The sequence below is a fragment of the Shinella sumterensis genome, from assembly GCF_004514425.2.
Lineage (GTDB): Bacteria > Pseudomonadota > Alphaproteobacteria > Rhizobiales > Rhizobiaceae > Shinella > Shinella sumterensis.
The window spans coordinates 363,870-378,268 of record NZ_MYFN02000002.1 but is presented as its reverse complement, the minus strand read 5'-3'; the positions used below and the strand labels follow the sequence as shown (position 1 = coordinate 378,268).

At 65.3% G+C, this 14,399-nt stretch carries 9 protein-coding genes; 1 reads left to right on the top strand and 8 read right to left on the bottom strand.

All coding sequences use genetic code 11. The features are described 5' to 3' along the window. Nucleotides 1-199: 199 nt before the first annotated feature. The 5 genes from B5M41_RS05565 to B5M41_RS05545 form a co-directional block, all read right to left on the bottom strand. The gene (locus B5M41_RS05565; protein WP_134650626.1) at nt 200-2,626 is read right to left on the bottom strand and encodes a GcvT family protein; all 2,427 of its coding nucleotides are present in this window, start codon (nt 2,624-2,626) and stop codon (nt 200-202) included. A 148-nt stretch (nt 2,627-2,774) separates the two neighbouring features. Next, nucleotides 2,775-3,329 (bottom strand): sarcosine oxidase subunit gamma, encoded by a 555-nt coding sequence (locus B5M41_RS05560; RefSeq protein ID WP_134650625.1) that lies wholly within the window; start codon nt 3,327-3,329, stop codon nt 2,775-2,777. A gap of 9 nt (nt 3,330-3,338) precedes the next feature. Next, on the bottom strand, nt 3,339-6,296 hold the full coding sequence (locus tag B5M41_RS05555) for a sarcosine oxidase subunit alpha family protein (protein WP_134650624.1): 2,958 nt from the start codon (nt 6,294-6,296) through the stop codon (nt 3,339-3,341). Next, nucleotides 6,293-6,562 (bottom strand): sarcosine oxidase subunit delta, encoded by a 270-nt coding sequence (locus B5M41_RS05550; protein WP_134650623.1) that lies wholly within the window; start codon nt 6,560-6,562, stop codon nt 6,293-6,295. Before B5M41_RS05550 ends, B5M41_RS05555 begins: the two co-directional genes overlap by 4 nt. A gap of 7 nt (nt 6,563-6,569) precedes the next feature. Next, nucleotides 6,570-7,820, bottom strand: a complete 1,251-nt coding sequence (locus tag B5M41_RS05545; RefSeq protein WP_134650622.1) for a sarcosine oxidase subunit beta family protein — start codon at nt 7,818-7,820, stop codon at nt 6,570-6,572. Between the two features lie 180 nt (nt 7,821-8,000). Here B5M41_RS05545 and cysQ point away from each other — a divergent pair, with 180 nt between their 5' ends. Continuing rightward, nucleotides 8,001-8,807, top strand: a complete 807-nt coding sequence (gene cysQ, locus B5M41_RS05540) for a 3'(2'),5'-bisphosphate nucleotidase CysQ (RefSeq protein ID WP_167719297.1) — start codon at nt 8,001-8,003, stop codon at nt 8,805-8,807. 33 nt (nt 8,808-8,840) lie between these two features. Here cysQ and B5M41_RS05535 read toward each other — a convergent pair whose 3' ends face one another. The 3 genes from B5M41_RS05535 to B5M41_RS05525 are packed head-to-tail and all read right to left on the bottom strand — an operon-like array spanning nt 8,841 to nt 14,061. Beyond that, nucleotides 8,841-11,924 carry an efflux RND transporter permease subunit gene (locus tag B5M41_RS05535; RefSeq protein ID WP_134650620.1) on the bottom strand — a complete coding sequence of 1,028 codons (3,084 nt, stop codon included), beginning with the start codon at nt 11,922-11,924 and terminating at the stop codon, nt 8,841-8,843. Further along, nucleotides 11,921-12,994: an efflux RND transporter periplasmic adaptor subunit gene (locus B5M41_RS05530; RefSeq protein WP_134650619.1), complete on the bottom strand. Its 1,074-nt coding sequence runs from the start codon at nt 12,992-12,994 to the stop codon at nt 11,921-11,923. Before B5M41_RS05530 ends, B5M41_RS05535 begins: the two co-directional genes overlap by 4 nt. Then, nucleotides 12,991-14,061, bottom strand: coding sequence for an efflux RND transporter periplasmic adaptor subunit (locus B5M41_RS05525; RefSeq protein WP_167719293.1), 1,071 nt, complete (start codon nt 14,059-14,061; stop codon nt 12,991-12,993). The genes B5M41_RS05530 and B5M41_RS05525 overlap by 4 nt, the downstream gene beginning before the upstream one ends. Nucleotides 14,062-14,399 lie beyond the last annotated feature (338 nt).

Below are 14,399 nucleotides of genomic sequence, written 5' to 3'. Positions count from 1 at the left end.
CATACCGCTTTCGATACAAAAGGGAAGCCAAAAAAAATCGGATCGACAATTTCTTTGGGCGAAAGCGGTAAATGACGTTATTAACGCCACGATATCCAAAAAAGCGGCAGGAAAATCAGCCCGCCGGTGCAAAATGAAGCACCGCGGCGGCATGACGGGTGGTTCATGACGAAACACCGTCGCGACGCCGCGGCAGGTCTCATTTTCGCATCGTCGCGCCCGTGGGGTCGAAGAGCGGCTCCCGCTGCAGGCGGGCGGGCAGCATCTCCCCGAGGAGCTCGACCGACCAGTCCCCGGTCACGTCGGCGATCTCCTTCGGCACATATCCCACCGCGACCGACACGCCGGCCGCATGCGCATATCCACCCGATGTCACCCAGCCACGCACGACGCCGTCGAGATAGATCGGTTCGTCGCCGATGACATCGGCATCCTTCGCCTCGAGGATAAAGGTGCACAGCCGCAATGTGCCGCCGTTCTCGCGCTCTAATCTGGCGGCGGCCTTGCCGATGAAGTCCGCCGCCTTGTCCAGCGCGACGAAGCGATCCAGCCGCGCTTCCAGCGGGCCGTAGAGCGGGCGATATTCCCGCGACCAGCTGCCATAGGATTTTTCGAGCCGCAGCGCGTTGAGCGCGCGCAGCCCGAACAGGCGAATGCCGAATTCCTCACCGGCTTCGAGGATCAGGTCATAGAGGTAGCGCTGGTATTGCGGCTTCATCCAGATCTCGTAGCCGAGATCGCCGGTATAGCTGACGCGGCCGACGATGGCGGGCGCCATGCCCAGATCCATGCGCCGCACCGCCATGAACGGGAAGGCCGCCGTCGACAGATCCTGGTGCGTCAGCTTGCGCAGGACCTCGCGGGCATTCGGGCCGGCGATCGCGAGACCGACCAGGCCGAGATTGAGGGCCTCGAGCGTGACGGACCCATCCTTCGGCAGATGCGCTTCGAACCAGCGCATGTGATAGTCCTCGGCGATGCCGGAGCCGATGAGCAGGAAATCGCCCTCGCCGAGCTTGGCCAGCGTGAAATCGCCGATCAGCTTGCCGTCCGCCTTCAGCATGGGGGCGAGCGTCATGCGGCCGGTCGCGGGCATTCGGCAGGCAAGCAGCCGGTCGAGGAAGGCTTCCGCCCCCCTGCCCTTCACGGCATATTTGGCAAAACCCGACGTTTCCATCAGGCCGACGCCCTCGCGCACGGCCCTGGCCTCCGCGCCGACCGTCTCGAAATCCGTCGATCGCCGCCAGGAGAAATGGTCCTCGACACCTGCGGGCGCAAACCACAGCGGCTGCTCCAGGCCGTAGGACGCGCCGAAGACGGCACCGGCAGCCTTCAGCCTGTCATAGACCGGGGTCGTCAGAAGCGGGCGCCCGGCCGGCAGCTCCTCGTTCGGATAGCGGATGGAGAAACGCCGCGAGTAGTTTTCGCGCACCTTGGCATTGGTATAGCCGAGTGTGGCGAAATCGCCGTAGCGCGCCACGTCCATGGCGAAGACGTCGAAACCGGGATCGCCGTGGATCATCCAGTTGGCGAGCGCCAGTCCCACACCGCCGCCCTGGCTGAAGCCGGCCATGACCGCACAGGCCGACCAGAAATTCGTCATGCCGCGCACCGGCCCGACAAGCGGATTGCCGTCGGGCGAGAAGGTGAAGGGGCCATTGATGATCTTCTTGATGCCCGCCTTGTTGAAGGCCGGAAAATGACGGAAGCCCACTTCCAGCTCCGGCGTGATGCGCTCGATATCCTCTTCCAGCAGCTCGTGACCGAAATCCCACGGCGTGGTCAGCGGCGACCACGGGCGGCAGGCCTTTTCATACGTGCCCATCAGCATGCCGTTGCGTTCCTGGCGGAGATAGATTTCCCCGTCGAAATCCACGCAATGCATCAGCTCCCGGCCAGCGGTCTGGTTGAACTCGATCACCTCCGGCATGTCCTCGGTGATGAGATACATGTGTTCCATGGCCAGGACCGGCAGTTCGAGACCGACCATGCGGCCGACCTCTCGCGCCCAGAGGCCACCGCAGTTGACCACGTGTTCGGCGATGATCTCGCCCTTGTTGGTGATGACGCGCCAGCTGCCGTCCTCGCGCTGCGCGAGGTCCTCGACCTTGGTGTGAAGGTAGATTTCCGCACCGTTCTTCTTGGCCGATTTCGCATAGGCATGGGTGGTGCCGTAGGGGTCGAGATGGCCTTCCACCGGATCGAACACCGCACCGACGAACTGGTCGGGATCGATGAGCGGCATGAGGTCGTGCGCTTCCTTGGGCGTCAGCAGTTCCGCCTCCAGCCCCATATAGCGGCCCTTGGCGAGGATTGACTTCATCCAGTCAAAGCGTTCCTTCGTCGCCGCAAGCATCATGCCCGATGTCATGTGCAGGCCGATATCCTGGCCGGAATAGTCCTCGATCTCCTTGTAGAGTTCCACCGTGTATTTCTGGAGCTTGGCGACGTTCGGATCGCCGTTGATCGTGTGCATGCCGCCGGCGGCATGCCAGGTCGAGCCGGAGGTCAGTTCGGACCGTTCCACGAGCACGACATCGGTCCAGCCGAACTTGGTGAGATGATAGAGGACGGAGCAGCCGACGACGCCGCCCCCGATGACCACGACCCTGGCATGGCTCTTCATGAAAATCTCCGGCTTGTGACGGTTGAAGGAACGAGAGGCAGTGCGTGAAGGCAGCCTATTTTGTCCCTCGCCGGCCCGGCAAGCCCGGGTTGCGAAACCTCATGTCGCTTTATCGATTTCCAATGTCGGGGGGCGGCGCGCAAGCCTGTCAGCGCGTCGCGAAATCGACCGACAGATCGTGGCTGCGCGCCATGACCTTGATGTCGTCCACCAGCGCCTCGGCGAAACTGCGCATGACGACGAGATCGAAGCTTTGCGCACTGGTGCGGGCCAGATTGACCGAAATGTGATGGCACAGAACGTTCGCCGCGCGGCCGACGGGGAAGCTGTCGGCGTGAAGATCGACCGCGACGCCGTTTGCCAGGATGCGCGCGGCGTCCGGCCCGGTCAGGGTCAGAGCGACCCGGCCATGGCTCTGGTCGATGACGAAAGCCGCATCGCCGAGCCGCACGCCGAGTTCGGCGGCAAGCGTTTCGGGCGCATGGACCTCCGACAGGACCAGCCACTCGCCGGGACCGGAAAACCGGACCTCGAAGTCGCCGTTCGCGACCAGAATGCCGGCCGCCTCGGGCACCCGGCCCGGCGAGGCCAACACCATGGCCATCGCCGTCGCACGGTGGACGGCCAGGTGGTTGGCCCGCCGCTCGGCAATCGCCCCGATCGTCCCGTCCAGAGCATGAACCGCGTGATAGTCGTAAGCCATGCCTGCCCCCTATGCCGTGAGCTTGCTGTTATCAGGATCGACGAAGACCGGATGGCAGACCTCCGCCATGGTCTCGACACCGCGCAGCCGGTCCCACACCACGATCTTCTCGCCGTAGCGCTCACGGCCGGACTTGAGGAAGGCAAGCGCGATGGGCATGCGGAGCGTCGGCGAGAAACAGGCGGAACTCACCCAGCCCTGGTCGTTGATCGTCGAGGGCTTGGCGCCGTCCTTCAGCAGATGCGCGCCGGCCCGCATCTCCTGGTCCGCCTCCAGCGCCTTGAGGCCGACGAGCTGCGCCCGGTCCGCCGCCGTCAGGCCGAAGCGATTGGAGAGCCGCTTGCCGATGAAATCCGCCTTGCCGGTCCCCATCATGTGGCCGAGCCCGGCATCGTCCGGCGTCACGCGACCGTCGAGTTCGGCGTGCGTGACATGGCCCTTCTCGATACGCAGCACGTTGAGCGCTTCCACACCATAGGCGCACATGCCGTGCGGCAGACCTGCGCGCATCAGCGCGTCGGCCACCGCCTCGCCGTAGCCGGCCGGCACCGCAAGCTCATAGGCGAGTTCGCCGGAAAAGGAGATCCGGAAGAGCCGCCCCTTGAGATTGCCCTTGAGACGGACCTCGCGGGCGGCCAGGAACGGAAAAGCCGCATGGGAGATGTCGTCCTCCACGATGGACTGAAGGATGACGCGCGCCTTCGGCCCGGCAATCGACATCTGCGCCCATTGGTCGGAGACGGAGAGGAAACGCACGCGCAGCTGCGGCCACAGCACCTGCGCCGCGAACTCCATATGCGAGAGCACGCCCCCCGCCATGGCGGTCGTGGTCGTGATGAGAAAATGCGCTTCGCCCAGCCTGCTGACCGTGCCGTCATCGAAAACCATGCCGTCTTCACGCAGCATCAGCCCATAGCGGGCCTTGCCGACAGGCAGTTTGAGCAGCGGATTGCAATAGAGCCGGTTGAGGAATTCGGCCGCATCCGGCCCGAACACCTCGATCTTGCCGAGCGTCGAGACATCGCAGAGACCGGCATTCTCGCGAACGCTACGCACCTCACGGTCGACGCTCTCCCGCCATGTCTTCTCCTCGCCTTTGGCAAACCACGACGAGCGATACCAGAGGCCCGCCTCGATGAAGGTAGCGCCGTTGCGCGCCGCCCAGCCATGCAGCGGCGAGCGGCGAACGGGCATGGCGTGCCCGCCCACCGACGTGCCGGCGAGCGCCCCGAAGGAGACCGGCGTGTAGAACGGGCGGAACGTCGTCGTGCCGACCTCCGCGGGACTAACGCCGCGCATGGCGGCGAGAATGCCGATGGCATTGATGTTGCCAAGCTTGCCCTGGTCCGTCGCCATGCCGCCCGTCGTGTAGCGCTTGGCATGTTCGACATGGCCGAAGCCCTCGCGCACGGCAAGCCCGAGATCGCCGAGATGCACGTCGTTCTGGAAATCCACGAAGGCCTTCGACTTCGCGCCCGGCACATGCCAGAGCGCCGTGAACGACGGATCGGGTTCCTCGCCGACCACCGGCGCCTGGAAGCCGGCAGCCTGCCGTCCGAGCGCTTCGACGATATCAGCCGCCTTGCGCGCACCGTCCTCGAAACAGGCCGACAGGCGGTACTGTCCCGCCGCCGCACCGGCGGGCACGAGACCGGCACCGACATCGGGCGCCAGAAAGGCCTGCAAGGCATCCGACCACACGGGCCTGCCGCCGCGCTGGCAGGCAAGATGGATGACCGGGCTCCAGCCGCCGGACATCGCCACGGCGTCACAGGCAATCAGGTCCTCGAAACCGCCGCGGTCCGCGACGATGCCGCGAAGGCCCGCACCGCCTCTCGTGTCGATGATGGAACCGCCGCGGATGAGACGAACGCCGGCCGGCGCCGCTTCGGCGGCGTCCGGCCGGCTGTCGATCAGGGCGGCGATCCCGATGCCTTGTGCGGCGAGGTCGCGTGCGGTGCGATAGCCCGAGGCACCGTTGGTGAAGATCGCGACGGCCTTGCCGGCGGCCACGCCGAAGCGGTTGGCATAGGTGGCGGCAGCACTGGCCGTCATCACGCCCGGCCGGTCATTGCCGCCGAAGACCAGCGGCCGTTCCTCCGCGCCCGAGGCCAGGATGGCGTGCTTCGCCACGATGCGCCACAGGCGTTCGACGGGCTTCACCGCATCCACCGCCGCACCGTGTTTCTGCACCCGTTCGAGGGCGCCGAACACATTGTCGTCGTACCAGCCGAAAACCGTCGTGCGCGGCAGCAAGGTGACATTCGGGCTGTTCTGCAATTCGTCCAGCACGCGGCGGGCGAAGATATAGGGCGCCTCGCCGTCGAGCCGCGTCGTCTCGGAAAGCAGCGTGCCGCCGAGAGCGAAATCCTGCTCGGCGAGGATGACACGCAGGCCGGATCGCGCCGCGACCAGAGCGGCGGCAAGACCTGCCGGCCCGGAGCCGACCACCAGCAGATCGCAATGCGCCCAGCTCTTCTCGTAGGAATCGGGATCGGGTGAAAGATCGGTACGGCCAAGCCCGGCGGCGCGCCGGATAAGCGGCTCGTAGACCTTTTCCCAGAAGGCCGCCGGCCACATGAAGGTCTTGTAGTAGAAGCCGGCCGACAGGAAGCGCGCCATCAGGCCGTTGACCGCGCCGATATCGAAGGCGAGGCTCGGCCAGCGGTTCTGGCTGGTGGCGACGAGGCCGTCATAGAGTTCGGCAACCGTCGCCTTCGTGTTGGGATCCCGGCGCACGCCGCTGCCGACCGTGACCAGCGCATTCGGCTCGGAGGGGCCGGCCGTCACGATGCCGCGCGGGCGGTGATACTTGAAGCTGCGGCCGACGAGCAGCCGGTCGTTGGCCAGAAGCGCCGAGGCGAGCGTATCGCCGGCATGGCCGGACAGGCTCTTGCCGTCGAAGGAGAAGGCAAGCGTGTGGCTGCGGTCGATCAGGCCGCCGGCCGGAAGGCGATACGCGGTCATCGGTCAACCTCCGTCGCGGCATCGGTCACGGAAAAGACGGCATGGCTGAGATTGTCGCGCTCCACGACGAGCCAGCGCCGGCATCCGGCGACGTGCTGCCAGTGTTCCCGCACGCGGCCGCGCGGGTTGGTCCGCAAATGCACATAGTCGTGCCATGCTTCGTCGGATGCCATGGACGACGGGCGGAGGGGCGTGGCGTCGCCTCGGATCGCGAATTCTTCCTTGGGGCGCGTGCCGCAATGCGGGCAGGAAATCAGGCTGGCCATGGCGCGCTCAATGCAGGTTGGGCTGGGTGCCGGCACCCGCCTCGTCGATGGGGAAGCCGCGCTCGAAGCGATCGAGCCGCAACGCGCGCGCCACATGGTGGCTCTCGCCCTTGGCGATCAGGTGCGCGAAGCAGAAGCCCGAGGCCGGCGTCGCCTTGAAGCCGCCGTAGCACCAGCCGCAGTTGAGATAGAGGTTGTCGATCGACGTACGGTCTATGATCGGCGAGCCGTCCATCGACATGTCCATGACGCCGCCCCAGGAGCGCAGCACCCGCACGCGCGAAAGGCCGGGGATCATCGTCACCCCCTCCTCCATCACATGCTCGGCCGTCGCGAGATTGCCGCGCTGCGCATAGGAGGAGTAACCGTCGATTTCCGCGCCGAACACCAGCCCGCCCTTGTCGGACTGCGAAATGTAGAAATGCCCCGCGCCGTAGGTGATGACATGGTCGATGCAGGGCTTCAGCCCCTCCGTCACGAAGGCCTGCAGCACATGGCTTTCCAGCGGCAGCTTCAGCCCCGCCATTTCGGCGACGCGCGACGAATTGCCGGCAGCCGCCAGCGCCAGCTTGTTGCAGCCGATGAAGCCCTTCGTCGTCTCGACGCCCGTGACCACGCCATTTTCCCGACGGATCCCCGTCACCTCGCAGTTCTGGATGAGATCGACACCATGCCGGTCGGCACCGCGCGCAAAGCCCCAGGCGACCGCGTCATGTCGCGCCGTGCCGGCGCGACGCTGAAGGAGGCCGCCCATGATGGGGAAGCGCGCATGATCGAAGTTGAGGAAGGGCAGCATCTTCTTCAGCGTGTCGCGATCGAGAAGCTCGGCCGCCACGCCTTCCATCATCATGGCATTGCCGCGGCGGATGTACTGATCGCGCTGGCCGTCATTGTGATAGAGGTTGATGATGCCGCGCTGCGAGAACATCACATTGTAGTTGAGGTCCTGCTCCAGACCTTCCCACAGTTTCAGCGAGAACTCGTAGAACGGCTCGTTGCCGGGAAGCATGTAGTTGGAGCGAACGATCGTCGTGTTACGCCCGACATTGCCCGAGCCGAGATAGCCCTTCTCGATGACGGCGACGTTGCGCAGGCCGAATTCCTTTGCGAGGTAGTAGGCCGTCGCAAGGCCGTGGCCGCCGCCGCCCACGATGATCACGTCATAATGCGGCTTCGGGTCCGGCTCCCGCCAGGCGGGTTTCCAGCCAAGATTGCCGGCGAAGGCTTGCCTGAAGATCGAAAGGGCGGAGTAGCGCATGCGATGTCCCATATGAGATGCGCCACCTTCGCACATGGCGCGCAAACGGCAAGACGGGAGATCGCCGCACCCTGCCCGCAGCGCCGATCTTTCCACACCCGCAGCCGGCGATGTCTTGGCATTTGCTTTCGGAGCGCGCCGGGATTAAGCCATTCCATCATGCACACGGACCTTGCAGAGCTGAAACAGGTGCTGGAGACCGCGGCGCTCGCCGCCGGCCGCGCCATCATGGTTGTCCACGATGCGGGCGCCCATATCCGGCACAAGCCCGACAGTTCCCCCGTGACGGAAGCGGACGAAGAGGCAGAGCAGGTGATCCTTGCGGCGCTGCGCCGGCATTTCCCCGCCATACCCGTCGTCGCCGAAGAGGCCGTCGCCGCGGGGATCGTGCCGGACATTTCAGGCGGCCGGTTCTTCCTTGTCGATCCGCTCGACGGAACCAAGGAATTCGTGGCGGGCCGCAGCGAATTCACCGTCAACATCGCTCTCATCGAAAACGGCGCGCCGATTGCCGGCATCGTCTTCGCGCCAGCGCTTTCCTCCGGCTTCGTGGCGGTGGATAACCGGGCGGAACGCTTCACGGTGACGGGCGGCCGGACGATCGCCGAACGACAGGCCATCGGCTGCCGCAAGCATGGCGCGGCAATCACCGCCGTCGCCAGCCGATCGCATGACACGCCGCAGACCGCCCGCTTTCTCGACGATCACGGCATCGATGCCTGCACGGCCATCGGCTCTTCGCTGAAGTTCTGCCTGGTAGCGGAGGGCGTGGCGGACGTCTATCCGCGCTTCAGCCGCACCATGGAATGGGATACGGCGGCGGGCGACGCCGTGCTGCGCGCCGCCGGCGGCGGCACGCGCACGCTGGACGGCGAGCCGCTTGTCTATGGCAAGCGCAACCAGAAGCACGACAGCGACTTCGCCAATCCGGACTTCATCGCCGCGCGAGCCGACTGGAACACGGCCCCGTCACCCGAAACGAAATGACCTCGCTTTCGGCGAGGTCATTTGCAGGTTGCGTCAGGCGGCGGCGACGGGTTCGGGCCCCGGCGTCGCCTCGTCCTTGTCTTCCGGCTTGATGCGGAACCAGGCGATATAAAGCGCCGGCAGGAAGAGCAGCGTCAGCACCGTACCGACGATAATGCCGCCCATCATGGCGTAAGCCATCGGCCCCCAGAACACCTCCCGCGAGATCGGAATGAGCGCAAGGCTGGCGGCCGCCGCCGTCAGCATGATCGGACGCATGCGGTGTTCCGTCGCCTCCCGCACCGCGTCCCAGGCATGTTTGCCCTCCAGCCGCAGATGCTCGATCTGCACCACGAGGATCACCGAGTTGCGGATGAGGATGCCGATCAGCGCCAGCACGCCGAGGATGGCGACGAAGCCGAGAGGCGCCCCGCTGCCGAGCAGTGCGATGACCACGCCGATAAGCGCCAGCGGCGCCACCGCGAAGACCAGGAACAGCCGCGAGAAGCTCTGCAACTGCAGCATCAGGATCGTCGCCATGGCAAAGAGCATGAGCGGGACGACGGCAACGATGGGCGCCTGGCTGTTGGCGCTTTCTTCAACGGCACCACCGACGGCGATGTCATAGCCGGAGGGCAGCTCGGCGCGGAAGGCATCGACCTGCTTTTCCATCTGGGAAACGATGGTGGCAGGCTGCACGCCGCCGGTCACGCTGGCCTTGACCGTGATGGTGGGCTGGCGAGAGCGGCGCCACACTACCGGCTGCTCCATCTCGTAGCGGAAGTTGGCGACGGCGGCGAGCGGCACGGAGGTTCCGTTGGCCGTCGGCAGCTGCAACTGGCGCAGCGTCTCGATGGACTGGCGCTCGCCGGCCTTCGCCCGGCCGATGACGTCGATCAGGTAGGTGTCGTCGCGGATCTGCGTAACCGTGGTGCCGCCGACGACGCCGTTGAGCGCAGACGCGATATCCTGCGAGGTCACGCCGAGCTGGCGCGCCTTGTCCTGGAGGACATCGACCTTCACGACGCGGGCGGGCTCGTTCCAGTCATAGACGATATCGCCCAGCCGGTCGTTACGGCCGAGAATCTCGCCGAAGGCCAGCGCCTGCTTGCGCACTTCCTGGATGTCGGGACCGCTGACACGGTACTGGACCGGACGGCCGACCGGCGGGCCGATGTCGAGCAGCTTCACGAGCGCATCCGTGCCGACAAAAGTCGTGCGCAGATAGGCATCGAGATCCGCCTTGACCCTGTCGCGCGCTTCGAGGTCCTTGGTGACGATGACCGTCTGGCCGAAGGCCGGCGACGGGGGCTGCACGTCGAAGGAAAGGAGGAAGCGCACCGCGCCCTCGCCCACATAGGAAGACCAGCGCTCGATATCGGGATTGCCCTTGAGCTTTTCCTCTTCGAGCTTGGCGATCTGTGCGTTCGTTTCGGCAATCGAGGCGTTCTGCGGCAGCGCCCAGTCGATGACGAGTTCCGGGCGGTCGGACGACGGGAAGAACTGTTGCTGCACGAAGCCCATGCCGAAGACGGAGACGGCGAAGACGGCGATGGTCGCGACGATCGTGGTCCATTTCCAGCGCATGCAGACATCGAGGATACGGGCGAAGATGCGTCCGAACCAGCCCTTCTGGTCGTGATGCTGCTTCATGCTCTTGGGCAGGATCGTCACGCCGAGCAGCGGCGTGAACACGACCGCCACGACCCATGACACGACAAGCGAGATCGCGATGACGACGAACAGCGAGAAGGTGAATTCGCCGGCAGCACTGTTGTTGAGGCCGATCGGGATGAAGCCCGCCACGGTCACCAGCGTGCCTGTTAGCATCGGGAAGGCGGTGGATGTATAGACATAGGTCGCCGCCTTGCGCAGCGTATCCCCCGCCTCCAGCCGCGCCACCATCATTTCCACCGCGATCATGGCATCGTCGACGAGAAGCCCGAGCGCGATGATGAGTGCGCCGAGCGAAACGCGCTGGAGCGATATGCCGTCATAATACATGAAGACGAAGGTGATGCCGAGCGTCAGCGGTATGGAGAGCGCCACGACGAGGCCCGCCCGCAGGCCGAGGCTCACGAAACTGACGATGAGGACGATGGCCACCGCCTCGAACAGCGCACGCGTGAAGCCCGACACCGCTTCCTCGACGACCTTCGGCTGGTCGGAGACGAGATGCACGTCGACGCCGACGGGCAGCTCCTCAGACAGCGTCTCGATCTTTTTCTCGACCGCCGCGCCGAATTCCAGCAGGTTCGAGCCCTGCTTCATGCCGATCGCCAGGCCGATCGCCGGTTGGCCGTTGAACCGGAACAGTGCGGACGGCGGGTCTTCGTAACCCCGCGTGATGGTGGCGATGTCGCTCAGCCGGAAGAAGCGGTTATTGACGCGCAGATTGACCTCGCGGAGGCTGTCCTCCGAACTGAACTGCCCGCCGACGCGCACGCTGACACGTTCCCCGCCGCCCTGCACCACGCCGGATGGTGCGATTGCGTTCTGCGCCTGCAGCGTCGAGACGACCTGCTGGGTGGAAATGCCGAGCGCGGCAAGCTGGCGCGTGGAGAATTCGAGATAGATGACCTCATCCTGCGCACCGATGAGATCGACCTTGCCGATATTCGGCACCGTCAGCACGCGCCTGCGGGCATCCTCGACATAATCGCGCAGCTGGCGCTGGGTCAGGCCATCGGCGGTGAAGGCATAGATATTGCCGAACACATCGCCGAAGCGGTCGTTGAAGGCGGGGCCGACGACACCGGAGGGAAATTCCCCCCTGATATCGTTGATCATGTTGCGGACGGTCTGCCACGTCGGCGCCACGTCGCGGGCGCGCGTCGTCGGCTTCAGGTTGACGAAGACCAGCGTCTGGCCGGGCGTCGTCACGCTGCGTGTGAAATCGAGCGATTCCAGCTCCTCCAGCTTGCGCTCGATGCGCTCCGTCACCTGCCGCGTCGTCTCCTCGACGGAGGCGCCCGGCCAGGCGGCGCTGACCGTCATGGTCTTGATGACGAAGGACGGATCCTCCTCACGCCCGAGATTCTGGTAGGTGAAGAAGCCGAGCAGCGCGAAGACGATCATGAAATACCAGACAAGCGACGCATGATCGAGCGCCCAGTCCGAAAGGTTGAACTTCTTCATAGGCTTGCCTCGTCTTCGATCTTCACTTTCTGGCCGTCCTCCAGGCTGTTCACCCCGGCGGTAACCACGCGGTCGCCCTCTTTGAGCCCGCTTGAGACGGAGAGATACCGGCCGGCGGCAGCCCCCGTCTCGACGGCGGCGAGATGCACTTCACCCTTCTGCGCATCGACGATCCAGACATGCGGCTTGCCGTCCTTCACGAGGATGGCCGTCTCCGGCACCATGATCGTCGTGAGGTCCGGACCCTCCAGTTCGGCCGTAATCGTCGTGCCGAGCCGCACCGTGTCCGGCGGGTTTTCCAGGGCGATCTTCACACGCCGCGTGCGGGTGACCGCGTCGGCGGACGGCGCGACCTCGCGCACGGCACCCATGACGGTGATGGCAGGATTGATCTGGAGCGAGACGCGGAACCGGCTGCCAACCGCAATGGCGACCGCGGTCTCGGGGATATCCACCACCGCATCGCGTTCGTCCGGGCGGGCAATGGTCACGATCGCCTCGCCCGGCGACACGGTCTGCCCGACTTCCGCCCCCGTGGCGACGACGACGCCATCGAACTCGGCCTGGATTCTCGTATAGGAAAGCTGCTCCTCGGCCTTCTTGAGCGCCGTGCGCGCCCGGGTCAGACCGGCTTCCGCCGCAGCGCGCGATTGCTCGGCGCTCTCGACGGCCGCCCTTGCGGCAGCGTTGGACTGAAGCAGCGTCCGTTGCCGCTCATCGGCCGCCACCGCGCTCGCAAGCGTCGCCTCGGCGCTGGACAGCTCGGCCCGTGCGGAGCGAACCGCCAGTTCATAAGCCGTCGCATCCAGCACGGCGAGTTCATCGCCCTTCGCCACGAGATCGCCGACGTGGACGCTGCGCGAAACCAGACGCCCGGCGACACGGGAACCGAGCGCGGACTGCACCTTCGCCTGCACCGTGCCGGCGAAGCGGGTGCCCGGCAGCGCGACCGGCTTTACCACGGAATACAGCACGGGCCGCGGCGGCGCGGCGGCCTCTTCTTCCTTCTTGCAGCCGGCAAGCGCCGTCGCGGCGATGAGAGCCGCGCTCAGGACAAGGAACCGTCTCATTGGGCTTTCTCCTCGGTCACGGTGATCGTCTGGCCGGGCCGCAGCAGTTTCGTTCCGTCGGTGACGTAGGTCTCGCCTTCCTCGACGCCGCCGGAAACCAGTGCCGAGCCCGTTTCGAAGGAGAAGATTTCGACGGGGCGCAGTTTTACGGTGTTGTCCGTCTTGTCGACGATCCAGAGGGCCGGCTTGCCACCGGATTCGGCGAGTGCCTGCCACGGCACGACGACGACACGGCGCGGCGCAAGCGTGCCCACACCGAGCACAGACGCGCCCAGCGTCATCTCCGGCGGCGTGCGGTCCATCGCGACCTTCACGCGCACCGTGCCGGTCTGCGTATCGATGGTCGGCGAGACCTCCCGGACATTGCCCGTGGTCTGCACCTTGTCGTCGCTGAGCAGCGTCACCTGCACGGAATGCTTGGACGGCTGTTCGAAGAACAGGGATTCGTAGACGTTGAACACCGCATCGCGCGGCCCGTTATCGGCGACGGAAAACATGGTCTGCGCCGCCTGCACCACCTGGCCCGCTTCGGCCAGGCGTGCCGTCACGATGCCATCGGCCGGCGCGCGAAGCTCCGTATAGGAGAGCACGTCCTTCGCCGTATCACGCTGGGCGATGGCGGTTTCGCGCGCGCCCTCGGCGGTGCGCAGCGCCGCCTCCGCATCGTCGAAATCGCGCTGTGTGCTGATGCCGTCATCAAGCAACGATTTCTGGCGGTCGAAATTGGCGCGGGCGAGCTTGAGCTGCGCTTCCGCCGCCTGCACCCCGGCTTCGGCCGCCTCGACATCCGCCTTCTGTTCCTCGGGATCGATCCGCGCAAGGACCTGGCCGGCACGAACGGCATCGCCGACATCCACGAACCAGCCCGTAATACGGCCGCCGACGCGGAAGGACAGATCGCTTTCCACCCGCGCGGTGACCTCCCCCGTGATGGAGACCGTCTGCTCCCGCTCCTCGAAATGAATAGGCGCAACATGAACCGGATGCGCCAGACCATCCGCGCGGGCAGGCAGGCAGACCAAGGACAGCGCCAGCACAGTCAACATCATCCTGCCGGATCGGGTCATCGTCATCTCCAACTGCGGAACACCCACTTAATGTGGGTCCTCATTATATCGAGAAGAACAATCTGGCAAGCGACGGCACAACTGGACGTCGCGTTCCATGTTGATGAATTCTGACGCAGTCTTGAGGAAAGTCCAACCACGAAACGCTGAGGATGGAAATTTGGAAGACGGGCGTTTCGTACCCATCCCCGAAGGGCCATGCGGCCATCGCTTGAAACAATAAAGCCGCCGGCAATCCCGGAACCTTGCTGGTTCCTTCAGGCTGCGCGGCGGCTTGATCGGAGCACCGTTTTTCGGACGCTTCTATCTCGGTCCCCTCTGGACCTGAAACCAAGGAA

Coding starts and splice junctions, on each gene's coding strand:
- B5M41_RS05565 (WP_134650626.1), bottom strand. CDS start 2,626: ATGAAGAGCCATGCCAGGGTCGTGGTCATCGGGGGCGGCGTCGTCGGC.
- B5M41_RS05560 (WP_134650625.1), bottom strand. CDS start 3,329: ATGGCTTACGACTATCACGCGGTTCATGCTCTGGACGGGACGATCGGG.
- B5M41_RS05555 (WP_134650624.1), bottom strand. CDS start 6,296: ATGACCGCGTATCGCCTTCCGGCCGGCGGCCTGATCGACCGCAGCCAC.
- B5M41_RS05550 (WP_134650623.1), bottom strand. CDS start 6,562: ATGGCCAGCCTGATTTCCTGCCCGCATTGCGGCACGCGCCCCAAGGAA.
- B5M41_RS05545 (WP_134650622.1), bottom strand. CDS start 7,820: ATGCGCTACTCCGCCCTTTCGATCTTCAGGCAAGCCTTCGCCGGCAAT.
- B5M41_RS05535 (WP_134650620.1), bottom strand. CDS start 11,924: ATGAAGAAGTTCAACCTTTCGGACTGGGCGCTCGATCATGCGTCGCTT.
- B5M41_RS05530 (WP_134650619.1), bottom strand. CDS start 12,994: ATGAGACGGTTCCTTGTCCTGAGCGCGGCTCTCATCGCCGCGACGGCG.
- B5M41_RS05525 (WP_167719293.1), bottom strand. CDS start 14,061: ATGACCCGATCCGGCAGGATGATGTTGACTGTGCTGGCGCTGTCCTTG.